Origin of the sequence: Clostridium sp. DMHC 10, assembly GCF_001270375.1 — a bacterium.
Classification (GTDB): domain Bacteria; phylum Bacillota; class Clostridia; order Clostridiales; family Clostridiaceae; genus Clostridium_S; species Clostridium_S guangxiense.
On record NZ_LGVB01000015.1, the window covers coordinates 3,024,414 to 3,041,528 of the forward strand.

General features: G+C 29.9%; 23 protein-coding genes, 1 other RNA gene and 1 pseudogene. 24 read left to right on the top strand and 1 reads right to left on the bottom strand.

Annotated elements, in window-relative coordinates:
- The first annotated feature begins 21 nt into the window (after nucleotides 1-21).
- The 14 genes and pseudogenes from AGR56_RS23590 (at nucleotide 22) to AGR56_RS16600 (ending at nucleotide 8,460) form a co-directional block, all read left to right on the top strand.
- Nucleotides 22-537, top strand: coding sequence for a DMT family transporter (locus tag AGR56_RS23590; protein WP_347460504.1), 516 nt, complete (start codon nucleotides 22-24; stop codon nucleotides 535-537).
- Nucleotides 538-590: 53 nt separating this feature from the next.
- Entirely contained in the window at nucleotides 591-947 is a 357-nt protein-coding gene (locus AGR56_RS23595; protein WP_347460505.1) for an EamA family transporter, read from the top strand.
- A gap of 74 nt (nucleotides 948-1,021) precedes the next feature.
- Entirely contained in the window at nucleotides 1,022-1,726 is a 705-nt protein-coding gene (locus AGR56_RS16555) for an AzlC family ABC transporter permease (RefSeq protein ID WP_242851512.1), read from the top strand.
- A gap of 31 nt (nucleotides 1,727-1,757) precedes the next feature.
- On the top strand, nucleotides 1,758-2,066 hold the full coding sequence (locus tag AGR56_RS16560; protein ID WP_278279717.1) for an AzlD domain-containing protein: 309 nt from the start codon (nucleotides 1,758-1,760) through the stop codon (nucleotides 2,064-2,066).
- 184 nt (nucleotides 2,067-2,250) lie between these two features.
- Nucleotides 2,251-2,847, top strand: coding sequence for a PH domain-containing protein (locus AGR56_RS16565; RefSeq protein WP_084757102.1), 597 nt, complete (start codon nucleotides 2,251-2,253; stop codon nucleotides 2,845-2,847).
- Between the two features lie 23 nt (nucleotides 2,848-2,870).
- Nucleotides 2,871-3,203: a hypothetical protein gene (locus AGR56_RS16570; RefSeq protein WP_157055791.1), complete on the top strand. Its 333-nt coding sequence runs from the start codon at nucleotides 2,871-2,873 to the stop codon at nucleotides 3,201-3,203.
- Nucleotides 3,204-3,289: 86 nt separating this feature from the next.
- Nucleotides 3,290-3,984 (top strand): annotated as a pseudogene (locus AGR56_RS16575) (class I SAM-dependent methyltransferase).
- Complete coding sequence (locus tag AGR56_RS16580; RefSeq protein WP_053243140.1) at nucleotides 3,969-4,775, top strand: Nif3-like dinuclear metal center hexameric protein; 807 nt, start codon at nucleotides 3,969-3,971, stop codon at nucleotides 4,773-4,775. The pseudogene AGR56_RS16575 and the gene AGR56_RS16580 overlap by 16 nt, the downstream one beginning before the upstream one ends.
- Before the next feature lie 167 nt (nucleotides 4,776-4,942).
- Nucleotides 4,943-5,065 (top strand): hypothetical protein, encoded by a 123-nt coding sequence (locus AGR56_RS23040; RefSeq protein WP_278279669.1) that lies wholly within the window; start codon nucleotides 4,943-4,945, stop codon nucleotides 5,063-5,065.
- Nucleotides 5,019-5,696, top strand: coding sequence for a C4-type zinc ribbon domain-containing protein (locus tag AGR56_RS16585; protein WP_242851514.1), 678 nt, complete (start codon nucleotides 5,019-5,021; stop codon nucleotides 5,694-5,696). Before AGR56_RS23040 ends, AGR56_RS16585 begins: the two co-directional genes overlap by 47 nt.
- A 55-nt stretch (nucleotides 5,697-5,751) precedes the next feature.
- An RNA gene (rnpB, locus tag AGR56_RS17310) (RNase P RNA component class A) lies at nucleotides 5,752-6,094 on the top strand.
- A gap of 205 nt (nucleotides 6,095-6,299) precedes the next feature.
- Nucleotides 6,300-6,533 carry a hypothetical protein gene (locus AGR56_RS16590; protein WP_053243141.1) on the top strand — a complete coding sequence of 78 codons (234 nt, stop codon included), beginning with the start codon at nucleotides 6,300-6,302 and terminating at the stop codon, nucleotides 6,531-6,533.
- A gap of 169 nt (nucleotides 6,534-6,702) precedes the next feature.
- Nucleotides 6,703-7,620, top strand: a complete 918-nt coding sequence (locus AGR56_RS16595) for a tRNA-dihydrouridine synthase (RefSeq protein WP_053243142.1) — start codon at nucleotides 6,703-6,705, stop codon at nucleotides 7,618-7,620.
- A 303-nt stretch (nucleotides 7,621-7,923) separates the two neighbouring features.
- A complete protein-coding gene (locus AGR56_RS16600; RefSeq protein ID WP_053243143.1) occupies nucleotides 7,924-8,460 on the top strand; it encodes a peroxiredoxin in 537 nt (178 codons plus the stop codon).
- Between the two features lie 229 nt (nucleotides 8,461-8,689).
- On the opposite strand, the gene AGR56_RS16605 is transcribed toward AGR56_RS16600, so the two are convergent.
- Nucleotides 8,690-9,259, bottom strand: coding sequence for a spore coat protein (locus tag AGR56_RS16605; protein WP_053243144.1), 570 nt, complete (start codon nucleotides 9,257-9,259; stop codon nucleotides 8,690-8,692).
- 136 nt (nucleotides 9,260-9,395) lie between these two features.
- On the opposite strand from AGR56_RS16605, the gene AGR56_RS20445 reads away from it, so the two are divergent.
- The 10 genes from AGR56_RS20445 (at nucleotide 9,396) to AGR56_RS16645 (ending at nucleotide 17,001) form a co-directional block, all read left to right on the top strand.
- The gene (locus AGR56_RS20445) at nucleotides 9,396-9,542 is read left to right on the top strand and encodes a hypothetical protein (protein WP_157055792.1); all 147 of its coding nucleotides are present in this window, start codon (nucleotides 9,396-9,398) and stop codon (nucleotides 9,540-9,542) included.
- Complete coding sequence (locus AGR56_RS20450; protein WP_157055793.1) at nucleotides 9,518-9,628, top strand: spore coat associated protein CotJA; 111 nt, start codon at nucleotides 9,518-9,520, stop codon at nucleotides 9,626-9,628. Before AGR56_RS20445 ends, AGR56_RS20450 begins: the two co-directional genes overlap by 25 nt.
- A 13-nt stretch (nucleotides 9,629-9,641) precedes the next feature.
- Nucleotides 9,642-9,908 (top strand): spore coat protein CotJB, encoded by a 267-nt coding sequence (locus AGR56_RS16615; RefSeq protein WP_053243145.1) that lies wholly within the window; start codon nucleotides 9,642-9,644, stop codon nucleotides 9,906-9,908.
- A gap of 27 nt (nucleotides 9,909-9,935) precedes the next feature.
- Nucleotides 9,936-10,535, top strand: a complete 600-nt coding sequence (locus AGR56_RS16620; RefSeq protein WP_053243146.1) for a manganese catalase family protein — start codon at nucleotides 9,936-9,938, stop codon at nucleotides 10,533-10,535.
- 187 nt (nucleotides 10,536-10,722) lie between these two features.
- A complete protein-coding gene (locus AGR56_RS16625; RefSeq protein WP_053243147.1) occupies nucleotides 10,723-11,007 on the top strand; it encodes a hypothetical protein in 285 nt (94 codons plus the stop codon).
- 42 nt (nucleotides 11,008-11,049) lie between these two features.
- Complete coding sequence (locus AGR56_RS20455; protein ID WP_157055794.1) at nucleotides 11,050-11,196, top strand: hypothetical protein; 147 nt, start codon at nucleotides 11,050-11,052, stop codon at nucleotides 11,194-11,196.
- 205 nt (nucleotides 11,197-11,401) lie between these two features.
- The gene (locus tag AGR56_RS16630) at nucleotides 11,402-12,382 is read left to right on the top strand and encodes a biotin--[acetyl-CoA-carboxylase] ligase (RefSeq protein ID WP_053243148.1); all 981 of its coding nucleotides are present in this window, start codon (nucleotides 11,402-11,404) and stop codon (nucleotides 12,380-12,382) included.
- Nucleotides 12,383-12,594: 212 nt separating this feature from the next.
- Complete coding sequence (locus tag AGR56_RS16635; RefSeq protein WP_053243149.1) at nucleotides 12,595-13,392, top strand: hypothetical protein; 798 nt, start codon at nucleotides 12,595-12,597, stop codon at nucleotides 13,390-13,392.
- A gap of 573 nt (nucleotides 13,393-13,965) precedes the next feature.
- A complete protein-coding gene (pepT, locus tag AGR56_RS16640; RefSeq protein WP_053243150.1) occupies nucleotides 13,966-15,192 on the top strand; it encodes a peptidase T in 1,227 nt (408 codons plus the stop codon).
- Between the two features lie 501 nt (nucleotides 15,193-15,693).
- Nucleotides 15,694-17,001, top strand: coding sequence for an alkaline phosphatase family protein (locus tag AGR56_RS16645; RefSeq protein ID WP_053243151.1), 1,308 nt, complete (start codon nucleotides 15,694-15,696; stop codon nucleotides 16,999-17,001).
- Nucleotides 17,002-17,115: the final 114 nt, after the last annotated feature.

A 17,115-nucleotide genomic window follows, 5' to 3' on the forward strand; every position in this document is an offset into this window, starting at 1 on the left:
GGCTTGTATAGGGGGGATATAATGATAGAAAGACAACCTAAAGTACTTCCATATGTAACTGTTGTAATATCTTCAGTTATATTTGGATTGAGCTTTTTATTTACAAAAAGGGCCTTAAAGGTATCGACGCCTATAGAACTTGTTGCTTTTAGGTTTTTTACAGCTTTTTTAGTTATGACAGTACTTATAAAGATTAAATTGATTAAGGTTAACTTTAAAAATAAGCCAATAAAGTGGTTGAGTATATTGGCCTTTTTTGAACCTGTAATGTATTTTATCTTTGAAACCTATGGCGTTAAAAATACATCTTCATCCATTAGTGGACTTATGATAGCATTAATACCTATAGCAGTAACTATACTTGCAGCGTATTTTTTAAAGGAAATTCCTTCTGTTAAAAGGCTCATTTATATAGTTATATCAGTTTCAGGTGTTGCATTTATAGTGATAATGGACAATTCAAATGCCTCTAGCAGTTCAATTACAGGAATATTTTTGCTGATGGGCGCTGTTATTTCAGCAGGTTTTTTAATATAATTTCAAGGAAAGTATCTAGAAGATTTACTCCAGTTGAAATAACTTACTTCATGATGGGGTTTGGAGCTTTAAGCTTTAATTTAATTCTAATTGTTATACACATTTTTGATGGAAATCTACATGAGTATTTTACTCCACTTTTAAGCAAAGTATTTATTGAATCTATAGTTTATTTAGGAATAATATCTTCTATTTGTGCTTATTTCTTAATTAACTTTAGTTTATCTAAACTAGAGGCATCGACAACTTCTGTATTTTCTAATATATCCACTATAGTATCAATTTTAGCAGGAGTGATATTCTTAAATGAAAAATTTTATTATTATCATATTATAGGTTCAATACTCATTTTAATAGGAGTAATAGGAGTAAATTTGCCTGAAAACAAAAAAGAGAAACAATTGGGGTAAGATTTCTCAGAAGGTGATTTTAGGTAAAAAAGCAATCTATAATATATAAATGGAACTTTAAAGGGGGCAAGTTTATGCTTGAGGAACAAAGAATTCATGTAAATGGTAATGAATTTTTTAAAGGAGTTAAGGATTGTATACCAACTTTGTTTGGATATTTAAGTATTGGATTTGCTTGTGGGGTGGTAAGCAAATCCTGTGGTATGACGGTACTAGAAACTGTAGCTATGAGTACCTTTATATATGCTGGTTCTTCACAATTTATTGCCGCAAGTATGATTCTCTCATCAGCATCTGTTACGCAAACAATTTTGACTGTATTTTTAGTCAATTTAAGACATCTTCTTATGAGTGCGGCAATAGCACCTTATTTTAAAGATAATTCTCTTAAAAAGAATTTTACAGTTGGTGTGCTTATGACAGATGAAACCTTTGCACTTGCATCATCTGAAGGTAGTAGTAAAAGCAATATAAGCTATAAATGGATGATTGGGGTAAATATAACTGCATATTTAAATTGGATTGCCGCAACATTTGTTGGAGCATGTTTTAGCAGTTTAATATATGATTATAAGAAATTTGGATTGGATTTTGCCCTTCCTGCCATGTTTATAGGACTTTTAGTGTCTAGCCTAAAGGATAATTCTGAAGCTAAAAAATCAGCTGTTGTCGTAGTTTCATCAGCAATGGTATTTATTGCAACTGTAAAAATTTTTTTCTGCAAATACGGCAATAGTAATATCAGCAGTGATTGGAGCTGTTATAGGAGGTACTATTAAAAAATGAGTATGCGCGTTTTGGTACATAATAATTGGCGGAGCCATAGTCACTATTTTGCCAAGGGTTCTTCCAGTAATGTTGATTTCTAAAATTAAGCTTAATAAAAAAGTTGAAATGTTTTTAAAGTACATTCCAATTTCAATTTTAACTGCACTTGTATTTTCGGCATTAGTAATATCAAATAATAAGGTTTCAATAAATGTGCCAGTTTTAGTTGCGGCAGCTATAACATGCATTACTGCTGTTAAGAAAAATAACTTGCTGCTTACAGTAATTGTGGGAGTTTTGTCTATGGCTGTTTTGAGAATGATATTTTTTAGGCAACTAGCTAAGTTTTAGCATATATATGATTATCGCAATATAGAAATATTAGTAAAGAAGAACAAAAAATAGTCGCTTTAGCGACTGCACGGAAAAGTATGCGGGTGGCGGACCATTCAGAGGGCTTTTAGCCCAGCCAGTAATATGCCCTTACAGGGCTGAGCAAACCACCGGCTTAGCCGGTGGTCATGATTAAGATGGTTTGGATAGAAATGCAATCAATTCAAGGTGGTTTATCTTAAAATTAAAAGAAGGTGAAAAATTGAAATATATAAAACCTTGCAAAAGTCTGTTTTTAGCTATTGACGTGATTTTAGTTTCCTTGCTAGTTAATATAATTATATTGGTAATAGGTAACTTTATTAATACATATGCAATCATAGTTTTCTTTAAAGTGTTTTTGATAATATTTAATTTATACCAGATATATTATTTATTGAAATGCATTACACTTAAGTATTATTATGATGATTATAATTTTTATATAATAGCCTTTAGAGGCTTGAAAAAAGTAATAATACCATTTAATGAAATGGACATGTATCAAAAATCTGAAGGTATGATTAATGGTGTAAAGCTTTCAGGATATGGAAAAAATAAATTTGCCTTTGGAATATTTTTTGTTGAAAATATAGGTACAACTAATATGTATTGTACATCTACGGAGAATGTGATTTATATAAAAGTTAAAGATATGATATATGCTATTTCACCTGAAAGTGTACAAGAAATAGAAGATAAATTGAAAGATTTAAGCATACCTTTTGAACATTGGCCATACAAAAAAATAAGAGAATAAATTTAGGTAAAGATAAATATTTTATGATTCCTTTTATAATTGTAACTATTATTATTCTTGCAATGACCATAGTTCCATTTATCTTTTATTGGAAGGATATGCTGCCAGCAAAAATGCCTCTTAGTTTTGATGCTAACTTTAATCCTATTGTATATGGAACTGCTAAGGGTTTTGCTTTTAAGCAGATGATGTATGGAGCATATAATATGATTATATTATTTTGTATGTACTATGTATCATATTTTTATTCTAAATACAGCAAAAAGCTTGCATATAAATATATGTATGTATCGCTCATAATATCATTTGTTTTTTTTATAATGCAAATAAGAATTTTACAATTATTTTCAACATAGCAAAAAGTACTAAAGAAGGCTTTGTTTTGAATAAGTGCTTTCTTTTGCGCTTGTTTAAAACGAGGTCTAAATTTTAAGGAGGAAATATGGAAATATCAAATAGATTAAAATGTGTCGCTTCTATGATTGATAAATGTAATTGTATTGCAGATATAGGAACGGATCATGGATATCTTCCAATATATCTTATAGAAAATGATGTATGCAGCACTGCAATTGCTTCAGATATCAAGAAAGGGCCACTTAATAAAGCAAAAATTAATATAAAAAAATATGGAATGGAAGAAAAAATAGAATGCAGATTAGGGGCTGGACTTAGTACTATAGAACCAAATGAGGTGGACTGTGCAGTCATATCAGGAATGGGAGGAAATCTCGTAAGCGATATTATAGAGGAGAATTTGGAAGTATTTAAATCCCTAAAATATGCTGTACTTCAGCCAGTTCAAAATCCGGAAGTGCTTAGAAAATATTTGTATAATGAAGGTTTTGACATTTTTGATGAGGAATTATGTATTGACGAAAACAAATATTATGAGATAATAAAAGTAGGATATAACAATCATGTCATAATTAAAGACGATATTTACTATGAAATAAGTGAAAAGCTTATTGAAAAAAAGCATCCACTTATAAGAAAGTATGTTGAGTATAAAGTAAAAAAAATAAGCATATAATTGATAATATTGATCCTTGTAATAGCAATGCATTAAAAAGAAAAGAAGAACTAATTCACAAAAACCATATTCTTAAGGAGCTGTTTTCATGCCTTTTAAAGTAAAAGATTTGTGCGATATAATTGAGGAGTTTGCACCTCAAAAATTGAAAGAGGATTATGATAATATTGGTCTTATGGTTGGAAATACAGAGGCTAATGTGAATTCTATTCTTATGGCGCTAGATTGTACTTTAGATGTAATAGATGAGGCTTTATTAAAGAAATGCAATATGATAGTAACCCATCATCCCCTTCTTTTTAGAAAGCCGTCTTCTGTAACAAATGAAACTCTTCAAGGAATTAAAATATTAAAGCTTGCTGAAAACAAGATTAATTTATATTCAGCGCACACCAATTTTGATAGTGTTAGTGGCGGTTTAAATGATATAATTGTTGAACTGCTTGGTTTTGATAAGGGTAGGGTTATTGAAGCTAATTCATATGATGGCAGCAGTTCTGGTATAGGAAGATTAGTTGATTTATCTAGTCCAATTACACTTGAAAAATTATGTTCTATTATAAAGAATAAACTTGAAATTAAGAATTTAAGGTATTGTGGAAGGGATAATACGAAAATATATAAAATTGCAATTATAAATGGAAGTGGTCAAGATTTTTTTGAAAGCTCAAGAAAACTTGGCGCAGAGTGTATAATTACAGGCGATACTTCATATCATTACGTTAGCGATTATAACGAACTTGGTATGTGTATTATTGATGCTGGTCACTTTGGAACTGAATGGCCAGCAGTGAAGGTTGCAGCTTCAAAACTCCAAAGCGCTTTGTATGAAAGAAAATTGAATATTAATGTATATGTATCAAATTGTAATGTTGATCCGTACAAAACGAAGTAGATATGGTTTTTTCGCTGTGTCTACTTTTACTTTACTATAAATTACTTGAAATTTGCTATTGCCAAAACCCCGAGTATTGTAAGGAGTGCACAATATCTTGTTTAAGAAGGATAATGGCTATCGCCCAAACCCCAGGTATGATTATATTTGATTTGGAGGGAGAAATTATGAGTAATATAGAATTGGCATATTCACTTCAGCATAATTTAGATCTAATAAAAGAAAATAAAAAAGTGTTAAAAGATGGTTCACATATTTATTTTTTTAAAAAAATTAAAAAAAGAATTTGACGATAAGAAAAAAGAGTATATTTCGAAAAGGAAAACTCTTGAAACTATAAAAAAAGGTTATGAAGATATAAGTGAAAAAATAAAAAATCACAAGAAGGAAATAGATGAGAAGGAATTTGATTTATATAACAAGGTAGGCTCAGATTTAAATGCTATAGACAAACTTGAAAAATCAATTCAAAAGGGTGAACAGGAACTAAAAAAACTTGAAGATGATGCTATGGAACTTTTAGAACAGGAGGAGAAAATAAATTTAGTTATTGAAAATTTAAGATTGGAACTTATAAATGTGAAAAACAATTTTTATGATTACAAAGATAAGAGCAGCAAAAAAATGGATGAGGCTGATAGCAATATAAAACTATTTGAAAAAGAAATAGAAAATGTAAAAAAGGATATTCCTAAGTATATGCTTGATGAGATAGAAAAAATATTAAAATATAATGATTGTGCAGTTGCAAAGTTAGTAGGTACTGTATGTGAGGGCTGTAAGATGAAGGTTTCAGCTATGACAATGGATAGTATATGTAGAGGAGTGGAGATCGTGCATTGTGATAACTGCGGAAGGATTTTATACTACGATAGTGAAGGCTTAGGTAAAAAAAGTAAAAAGAGTAAATTAAAAAGATAATATTAAATGAATCTTTTTATTGCAATATGTGATTATGTGTGATATTATAGTTAAGCAAGTAAGCCAGACAATCGCTGCTGTCAATTTGGCAGGAGAGGAAAGTCCGAGCTCCATAGGGCAGGGTGCCGGGTAATACCCGGTCAGGGTAACTTGAAGGAAAGTGCAACAGAGATATACCGCCTAATTTTTAGGTAAGGATGGAAAGGCGAGGTAAGAGCTCACCAGCGCATTGGCGACTTTGCGGCTATGTAAACCCCACTTGGAGCAAGATCGAATAGGGAAGCATTTCGGGGCGGCCCGTCCCGCTTCCGGGTAGTATCGCTTGAATCTTATGGTAACGTAAGATCTAGATAGATGATTGTCTAACACAGAACTCGGCTTATAGGTTTACTCGCCCATTGATAACACTAGGTTTGATGCCTGGTGTTTTTTATTTTTTAAATCATGATTTTTAAGTATTGGTTAATTTAAGTATGTATTCATATTGAAAGATAGTTTAAAATAGAGGATTAAAAAATGCTTTTTAGAAAGACGTGTAAAGAATGAATGTTTTCCCAAAATATGTTGTTATATATTTGATAATATATTTTAGGAGTGATAGGAATGGAAGTCACCTACATATTTACGATTGTATGCATATTTTTTATATTTGCTATGGCGTACTTTTTTGCTGAAAGGCCTAAAAACATGAATAGACTGGAAGTTGCTATTTTTTGTTTGTTCGGATTTTTTACCTATGGTTTACTTGATATATTTTGTTTTTCAGAAGAGAATGGCCTTGTTGCAATATTTGGATTAGTTAGTTTAGCATTTTTTATTTTTCTGGTATTTTTTTAATATCAGAAAAAAATTATTTCCAGAAATATGGTCAATATGCAGCATATGCTTTTTAGGAACTGCAATTTATGCTGTATTGAGTTTTTTAAATTTTAAATAAAGCTTTGTTTTAAATAAATATAAAAAATTAACAATCAAAACTAAAATTAAGGAGTGAAACGTAATACAAATGGCTAATATTATGGAACCTATAAAGGTTAAAAATGTGGAATTTAAAAATAGAATTGTAATGGCTCCTATGGTACGTTTTGGATGGCCATCTTTAAATGGAATTATGGGACAAAAGCTTGTAAATCATTATAAGGAGGCAGCTGATAAAGAGATAGCGCTTATTATAACACAGGCACTTTCGGTGTCAGAGGAAAGAAATGGAAGAGGCAGACCTGGAGTCTTTTTAGATGCTCATATAGATTATTTAAAAGAAATACATGAAGAATGTATTAAAAATGGTACTAGATTATTTGCACAGTTATCTTATCCTACTTCTGGTTATGGTTCAAATGATTATATCGATGTAAATAAATTGCCCAAAGAAAAATTAATTGATATAAGAGATTTATTTATAAGAGCAGCTGAAAGATGTGAAAAGGCGGGGCTTGAAGGAATAGAGCTTCACGGAGCTCATAAGTTTTTTCTAAATATGATTACGTCTCATATATCTAATAAACGTGAAGATAGATACGGTGGAGACTTAAATGGAAGAATAGCTTTGGTGAAAGAAATTGTTGAAAGTATAAAAAGCTATGTAAAGGATGACTTTATAGTATCATATAGAATGGGTTGGAATGAAAATTTGGATGCAGATATAAATACTGCAAAAGCTATAGAGAGTATTGGAATAGATATGCTGCATAGTTCTAGTGGGATAACTGACAGAAAAGACATAAAAGTTCCAGAGGATTTTCCTTATAATGAAATAGTTTATGTAGGAACTCAGCTTAAGAAAAACTTAAGTATACCCGTTATTGTAGTAAATAATATAAGAACTTTAAATAGAGGTAATTACTTGGTCGAAGAGAATTTATGTGATTTTGTGGCCTATGGCAAACCGTTTTTAGCAGATGTAACTTTGTTAAAAAATCTCTAAGAAATTCAAACTATGAAGCTTGCTTCAAATGCAATGAGTGTAAATGGTTTATAGATGGAGATAAATGCCCATCACAAGTAAAACTTAATAGAAGCAAATAGTCACTAAAATAAAATTCAAGCTGTACATGATAAATGAAAATTTATTATGTGCAGTTTTTTATTATATAAATTTCCATAAACTCCATTGACAGAATATAATAAATGTTTTATCATATATTTATTAATACCAATAATTATTATCAAGTAATAAAAATTTTCTGATATGGAATATATAATAAATAGAATTAAGGAGGAGTAATTTATGGAAAGATTGGTTGGAAAAAATGCACCTGGTTTTAAGCTTAATGCAGTTTTGGGAGATGGAAGTGATTTTAAGGAGATTAAGCTTAGCGATTATAAAGGAAAGTGGTTAGTAATGTTTTTCTATCCACTAGATTTTACTTTTGTATGCCCAACAGAGATAACTGGGTTTAGTAATCGATATGGTGAATTTAAAGCAGCTAATGCTGAAATTTTAGCTGTAAGTTGTGATAGTGAATATTCTCATCAGGCATGGATAAAACAGGAGATTGAAAAGGGAGGGCTAGGAAAAATTAATTTTCCAATAGCTTCTGATAAAACATATAATACGGCTAAAAATTATGGCGTATTTATAGAAGAAGAAGGTGTATCCCTAAGAGGTCTATTTATTATAGATCCTGAAGGAGTTATAAGATGCTCAATAATTCATGATTTGAATGTTGGAAGAAGCGTAAGTGAAACTTTAAGAGTGCTTAAAGCTTTTCAAACTGGAGGTATGTGCGCAGTAGATTGGGGAGAAGGGGATGCAAACCTTTAATACTAAATTTTTTATATGTAAGCTTAAAAGTTAAAATATCAATGTTATTGTAAATATTTTTAAAGGCTATGTTTTAAATAAGTATAAAAATGAAAATCTATTTAAAACATAGCTTTTTAAAGTATATTGTACAATATAAATATTTTGTTTAAATAAATTATAACATATATATATAAGTTAAAGCATAGTTATAATTTTATAATAAAAAATCAGTATAGTTACTTGTGGCTTATACATATGTATTAACAGGTTCATTAATTTCATTGTACATAGAGGATATAGTATCAATTTCACTTTGACTAGCAGGAATTAAAGGATAATATCCCTTTTTAACCATCCACTGCCATACATCATATGCGTGGTTACAGCACATTGTAAATGCATCTTTTAAAAATTCTCTTATTTTAGGATTGCTCATTTCCATGGCACTCCAAGCATACTCTTTGCCTGCTCTTTTTAAGGTTAAAAGGTATGCTGTAGCTATTTCTCTATCAGTCATCTTTTGTGCATTTGTATTTGGTGTTATTGATGAGAAGTTGCTAACAGGCGATGTGGTAAAATCCTTAAGCATTACATTTAAGTTTGGAACATTTAATTTTTGCTGAGATCCACTAGCTCTTTTAACAAATTCAACCTTCATATTGTAGTCTTGAATGTGAGCAGGAAAATGAGTTTCAAGTATATTTTTTAATTCCTGGTCTTGAACCATGTTTTTAAACATAGCCATGTTAGTTATTGAATTTACACAACTAACTATAAGTTCATGTAAATCATGTAGCTCGTGTGAAGCTAACTGCATATTAATTCCTCCCTAAGTCTTTTAATAAATAGTTTTCCTCTAAAACTTACTTTTTATACGCTCATTTAAAGTAACAAAATTCAAAAATTATGAATATTATATAATCGTAAGTTAAAATTCAGGAGGAAACTAACAAATGTTTCAAGACGATATGTACGAAAGTATCCCAGATGTGGACTATTCAAGAAAAACTTGTATTCCACAAGAAACTATAATAACAAATGTAAGGTTGGCATCAGCTATGTTCCTTTTCAAAAAATGTGCAGTAATCTTCCACCAGTAGAGGCTCTAAAGAAAGGAACTATTTTTCCTGAGCTTTATAGCCCGTATAGCAGTAAAAAAAGATCTGAAAATTATTTAGATGAATAAAGGAGATACTCACATGAAAATGGATAAAATGGAACTTTTAAAAGAAATTATGGCTGTAGATTTTACTATAATAGATCTAAGTTTATATCTTAATACTCATCCAACTGATAAAGATGCTATTGCTAAACACAATTCTTTTGTAGCTCAATCACATATGCTAAAAGGTAAATATGAAAGATATTTTGGGATGCTAACTGCTACTAATAGCTGCAGCCCTTATCCTTGGCAGTGGATAGATGAACCATGGCCTTGGGAATATGATGCAAATTTTAAGCTTTAGAATTAAAAAGAGGAGAGATAATATAAAATGTGGCTCTATGAAAAAAAACTAGAACATCCAGTAAAAATTAAAAATCCTAATGCCGGACTAGCAAAAGTAATCATAACCCAATATGGAGGTCCTGATGGGGAATTGGCTGCATCTATAAGATACTTAAGTCAAAGATTTTCTATGATTACACCTCAAGCCATAGCAACATTAAATGATATTGGTACAGAGGAATTAGCACATCTTGAAATTGTAGGCGCTATAGTTCGTCAACTATCAAAAAATGTTAGTGTTGAAGAACTTAAAAAAAGTGGATTAGATGCTTATTTTGCAGATCATGATTCTGGTATATATCCAGCAAGTGCAGCAGGAAATCCATTTACAGCTGCGTACATTCAATCAAAAGGAGATCCAATAACAGATCTTTATGAAGATTTGGCAGCAGAGCAAAAGGCAAGATCAACTTATGAATATCTTATTACACTTACTGATGATCCAGATGTATTGGAACCACTTAAGTTTCTTAGGGAGAGAGAGGTAGTTCATTTTCAAAGATTTGGAGAAGCTTTAAGAATTGTTCAGGATTATTTGAAAGAACCTAAATTATCTGTGATTCCAAAACCTGATTGTATGAAATAGTTTGGTATTGCCTTATTAAAAGTGTCTGCATTCAAGATTATTTTGAGTGCAGACATTTTATTTATAAAGCTATTTACAAATGAAATAAAATATGTAAAAATATTACTATTAGTGCAACTCGCATAGTGTATTTGAATATACTTACTATATATAATTCTCTACAAATTGGAGAGGAAGTTGATTTTATTTGGGTATACAGGTATATCAAAGAAATCAGTATAAAATATACAGAGTTGGCGATAATTTTATAGTTCACAATAGTAAATATAAATTTTCAGATAAACATACTCATCTTAAAAATTTTAAACAGGCAAAAAATCTTATTTATTTTGTATTAAATAAAAAGGTACCTAGATGGGTATCTTTTTACTATTTGAAAAGTTTGATTAGGGTATCAGATGATGATGAGTATATAAGAAAAGTTAATAAACTAATAGAAGTAAAAAAAAAGAAAAACAGAAATAGATATTAAATGTTGGAACTATAAAAATTACTAAATGAACGGAGGGGTTTTATGAAAATAACATTTTTACTATGCATTACAATATTTTTTATAATAATTTTATTATTCAGTATATTGTTTTGTTTTTCTTCTGTTAGAAAATCTAATGAATGGTTAGATGAAATTATAGAAAAAGAATATAAGAAGTTAAGTAAATAAAGTTATATATAATGCTAATAACATTAAGATTGTAAGAGATAATTTTTGTTGTATAATATTTATAAAATATACTTTATATATTCACTACATAAAGTATATTTTATAAATAATTTTGTAAATATTTCGGCTATAATCTTTTAAAGTAAATATGTTAATAGGTTATACTCAAAATCAAATGATTAAATAATAGGGAGGTATTATAAACTTGAAGGAAAAAATAATTGGTATGTTGAAATGCAGCAATAACAATTTTATATCTGGGCAAAGTATAAGCGAAAAGCTTGGCATAACAAGAGCTGCTGTATGGAAGTATATAAATAAATTAAAAGAGGATGGATATGTAATAGAATCCGGTTCGAAAAAAGGATATAGATTAATATCATGTCCTGACATACTTACGACTGTGGAAATTGATGATACGCTTAAAACAAAGTACATTGGAAGAAATATAATTCATTTTGACTCAATTGAATGTACTAATGATTTAGCTAAAGAATTGGCTGAAAAGGGCGCTGAAGAAGGTACCGTTGTTATTGCGGAGGAGCAAACATCTGGAAGGGGAAGATTTAGGCGTGAATGGGTAGCAGCTAAATATAAATCCATAATGATGTCAATTATACTAAAACCAAATACTAGTTCTACTTGTATATATCAAATCACGCAAATTGCTGCGGCAGCTATTGGAAAGGCAATTGAAGAATTAAATATAGACGTGGGAATAAAATGGCCTAATGACATAATAGTGAATTGGAGAAAAGTATGTGGAATATTAACTGAGGCGAGTGGGGAAATAGATAAGATAAATTATGTAGTTGTTGGTATAGGAATCAATGTTAATCAGGAAAACTCTGATTTCCCTGAAGCTGTTTTAAATAAAGCTACGTCTCTTAGAATTGAAAAAAATGAGTACATATCTAGAAAATTATTATTATGTAGTTTCTTTGAAAAATTTGAAACGCTATATGATGAATTTAGATATAATGAAAATGCCAGTAGCTCAATAAAATATTGCAGGGAAAAATCTATTTTAGTAGGTAAAAAAATAGAAGTGGAGCGAAAAAAGCAGATTATTATTGCTGAAGTTTTAGAAATTGCTTCAGATGGAAGCTTAATTGTTAAATATGAAAATGGTATAAAAGATAGGCTTATTTCTGGAGAGGTTTCTCTTCATAGAATGTATGAGTAGCGACTTTATGTAAAGTATAGAATTGAATATCATTAGTTTAAAAGCACATTGATTAGTAAATAATTAAAATAAATGTGCTTTTTTGATGAATTATCAAAAAATATATTGAATCTTTAAAAACATTATGATATATTCTACATAATGACAGTAATGTAAATATATTTTTTTATTTAAAAGGTACATTATAAAATAAAAGTAAAGGTGGGTTAGTCATGAAAATTAATATAATTGATACAACTTTAAGTGAGTGTAATAAGGAATTTATGAATTTAAACGCATACGAAAAAATTGAAGTTGTAAAGTTTATCAGTTCTATGGGAGCATTTCAGATAGAAGTTAAATTTAACTTGTTAGATCAAAACTTGAGAAAAGATATAATGGATATTACAAACTTAGACCTAAAAAGCAAAGTATCAGTATATAATAGACTAAACCTGGAGGACATAAAAAATTCTATTAATTATGGTGCAGATGTGATTCATATATCAGTTCCAATATGCAGCAGTGAAGATAATAAAAATATTATTAAAGAAAACGTTAAAAGGTGCGTAAATTATTGCATAGAATCAAATTGTGAGATTACCATGGGATTAGAAGATGCTTCAAGAGCTGATATAAATTTTATTATAGAACTTTCAAAGCTAGGTGTTTATGAAGGAGTTAAAAGGATAAGATATTGTGATTCAGTGGGAATTTTATATCCTAAAAGGATACTTCATCAAATAAAAACTATTAAAGAAATTGTAGATATTCCTATTGAGATATTTGCAAAAGATGATTTTGGAATGGGTATAGTTAACTCTATTGGTGCCATTAAGGCAGGAGCGGAATATGTAGTTTCTTCTATGGTATCAAAGACTAAAGAATCAAATAGCTGTAATTATTTTAAGCTTATAAAAGCTTTATACAAAGCCGAAGATAATGAAGTTTCTTTAGATAAGTTTAAAAATATTTATGAGTTAAATAAATACGAAAATAAATTCAAAGAACTAATGAATATGGCATTGTAGTAGTTCATATGCAATAGAAAGTAAACGCCTTAAATGTAAAATATATACGTTTATTGGGCAATATGGAATTATGCTAAGAAAAAACAATATATGATACAAATAATAGCTATATTTGATAACAAATTATCAAATATAGCTATTGATTTTAAATATATTATGGTATTATTAATTATAAATTTAATTATTTAAATAAATATTAACTATGAAATGATATAGCTATTAAATTCTATTGCCTAACCATGTTTACAGTGCATTTTTCGTAGAGAAACGGAGAAAAATTTTCCTTGCTTTTTAGCTCTGCGAAGGAACATCATTGAAGGAATAGTTTAAATAAAATTTTATAAATCTTAGTGGCAAATTGTTAAAAGCTTTAGAGATTTCAATCTGTTTGAGCATTTTTTCAGCGAGTTATTGAAAGCTCTTAAGATTTTAACAATTTGACGCTTAGATTTATTAATTTTATTTAATATTCCAAGATGATGTTTCTTCGCAATATTTATAAATTGTGTATTATAATAATTAGTGAGACATTCCGTTTTTATAAAATACATAAAGAAAGAAGGTATGTAACAAATGTCAGAAGTAGTAGATAGATTTCTTGAATACATAAAGTATGACACTAAATCTGATGAAGATTCGAATTCAATACCTAGTACCGAAAAGCAATTAGCTTTAGCTAAAAAATTGGTGCTTGACTTAAAAGCTATAGGTCTTTCAGATGCCCAGGCTGATAGTAGGGGATATGTTATGGCAACACTCCCATCTAATATGGATAAAAAATTACCTGAGATAGGATTTATAGCTCATATGGATACGAGTCCTGAAATCAGTGGTAAAGATGTAAAGCCTCAAATAGTTGACAACTATGATGGAAAGGACATCGTACTTAATAAAGAAAAAAATGTGGTTTTATCACCTAACGAATTTCCGGATCTTTTAAAATATAAAGGAAAAACTATCATAACAACAGATGGAACTACTCTTTTAGGTGCTGATGATAAAGCTGGAATATCAGAAATAATTGCGGCAGTAAGCTATCTTGCTAAAAATAAGGAAATAAAGCATGGAACCGTTCATGTAGCATTTACTCCTGATGAAGAAGTTGGTCGTGGAGCGGATTATTTTGATGTGAAAAAGTTTGGAGCAGAGGTTGCTTATACAGTAGATGGCGGAGCTATTGGCGAACTTGAATATGAAAATTTCAATGCGGCAGGTGCAAAAGTAATTATAAAGGGAAGAAGTGTTCATCCTGGAGATGCTAAAAATAAAATGATAAATGCTGTAGAAATAGCATCAGAATTCATGAGTTTGCTTCCTAAAAATGAAGCTCCTGAGCACACTGAAAAGTATGAAGGATTTTATCATGCATACGGCATAAAAGGCGGCGTTGAAGAGGCAGAAATACAATATATAATAAGGGATTTTGACAAAGAAAACTTTGAAAATAGGAAAAAGTTAATGGCTGAAGTGGCAAAATTCATAAATAACAAATATGGGAGAGAAATTGTAATAGTTAAAGTAAAAGATCAATATTATAATATGAAAGAAAAAATAGAACCTGTTAAACATGTTGTTGATATAGCCTATAAGGCTATGGAAGATGAGGGGATAACACCTATTGTAAATCCTATAAGAGGCGGTACGGATGGTGCTAGGCTTTCATATATGGGTCTTCCAACTCCAAATATGTTCACAGGTGGAATGAATTTTCATGGTAAATATGAGTGCATTCCTACCTTTGCTATGGAAAAAGCAGTTGATGTAATACTTAAAATAATTGAACTTTATTCCGAAAAGTAGTAGAGAAAATGTAAAGTAACAATGCTTCGTCGCATTAAAAAAATCCTATAAATCTAAGGTAAAAAAATCTTAAAATCCTAAGATGTCTCAATAACTCACTGTAAAAATGTTTAAATGAATTGAAATATCTAAGTATTTTATGATTTTTTACCAAGATTTATTAGGATTTTTTTAAACCGTATTTTTAACAAGTACATAATACGGCTATAATATAAGTGTAAACATGAAAGGTTAAAATTAGAAATAATATATTTATACAAGTAAGATATAAATATTAAGAGTAGAAAGTAGGGAGTACAGAGTACAGTGAAGGATGATTTTTCTCCGCTATGCTTCGAAAAATCTAAAACTTAATGCTCACGCATGGCGTAAAACATAGTGTTCAGCGCAGCTGACACTATTAAGTTCTAAAATTTACCTAAGTGAAACGAAAGGTAAATCCGCATTCACTGTACGCTGTACTCTGTCAACTGTACTCTAAATAAGATTGGAGGTGTAGTTATGAATAGTGCGGCTAAGCATCTTATAGTAATATCAATAGATTCTCTTAATTCACAAGATTTCAATAGAATGATGAAGCTATCTGCATTTTCTCAAATAATAAAAAATGGTTCTTATGCAAGAGAGGTTGTGGGAATATATCCTTCATTAACTTATCCTTCGCATGCATCTATAATAACAGGAGTCTATCCAGATAAGCATGGACTATTTACCAATGAAATAATGGAGCCAGGTGTGAAAAGGCAAGCTTGGTATTGGTATAGAAAATATATAAAGGTTCCAACGCTGTGCGACATAGCAAAAGAAGCTAATATGAAAATTGCAAATGTATTTTGGCCAGTAATGGGAGGAGCAAAAATAGACTATAACTGCCCGGAGATATGGACGGTAGAACCAAGAGAAAGTCAGATACTTAAATCTTTAAGGGCAGGAACGCCAATTTTTCTTTTTAACATATTTAAAAGGTTTGGAAAACTATTAAATGGGATAGAAGAACCTCAGCTCGATAATTTTTCTACTGAATCAATAGCATATGTAATAAAAGCAAAGAAACCAAATTTGGTTCTGCTGCATCTAAATGAAGTAGATCATACGAGGCATAAACTTGGCTTTAATGCACCTGAACTAGATGAAGTATTTATGAGGATGAATGGTAGGATAAATAAGATTATAAATTCTGCTAAAGAAGCTGGAATATACAAGAACACTGTGTTTGTAATACTTGGAGATCATGGATTTGCAGATGTGGATTATAGAGTATGCCTTAATACAAAATTTGTACAAAAAGGTCTTATAAATTTAGATAAAAATGGAGAAGTTAAAGAATGGAGGGCTTACCTTAATTATTGCGACGGATCTGCACAAATAAAGGTAAAGGATAAAAACGCATTTGAAAGTGTAAAATCAATACTTATGGAACTTAAAAATACAGCACCATCTCCAATAAAAAGGGTGTATACAAAGCAAGAGGTTGAATTAGAAAAAAGGGTTACAGGAGATTTTGATTTTATGATAGAGGCAAACGATGGATATTATTTTGATAACGATTGGAATGCTCCTGAAATTATAAATAGAATAGTGAAATCAAAGTCAAGAGTCAATGAGTATGATTACTATGTGGCTACTCATGGATATGACCCTATGAGGCGTAATTATAGAACATTTTTTGCAGCAGCAGGACCTTCAATAAAAAAAGGATTTTCTTTGCCACAAATAAATTTGGTAGATGAAGGCCCAACAATAGCCAGAATGCTTGGACTTAATATGAAAAATGTCGATGGAAGGGTAATAGAAGAAATATTTACATAAATAAATTTAAATAAAATCTCCTATTGGAGCGGAATTTGTATTATAATTATATATGTGTGTTATATGGATTAACAAGTGTTTGTCCACTAAAGAATATATTGGTTATAGAAAAAA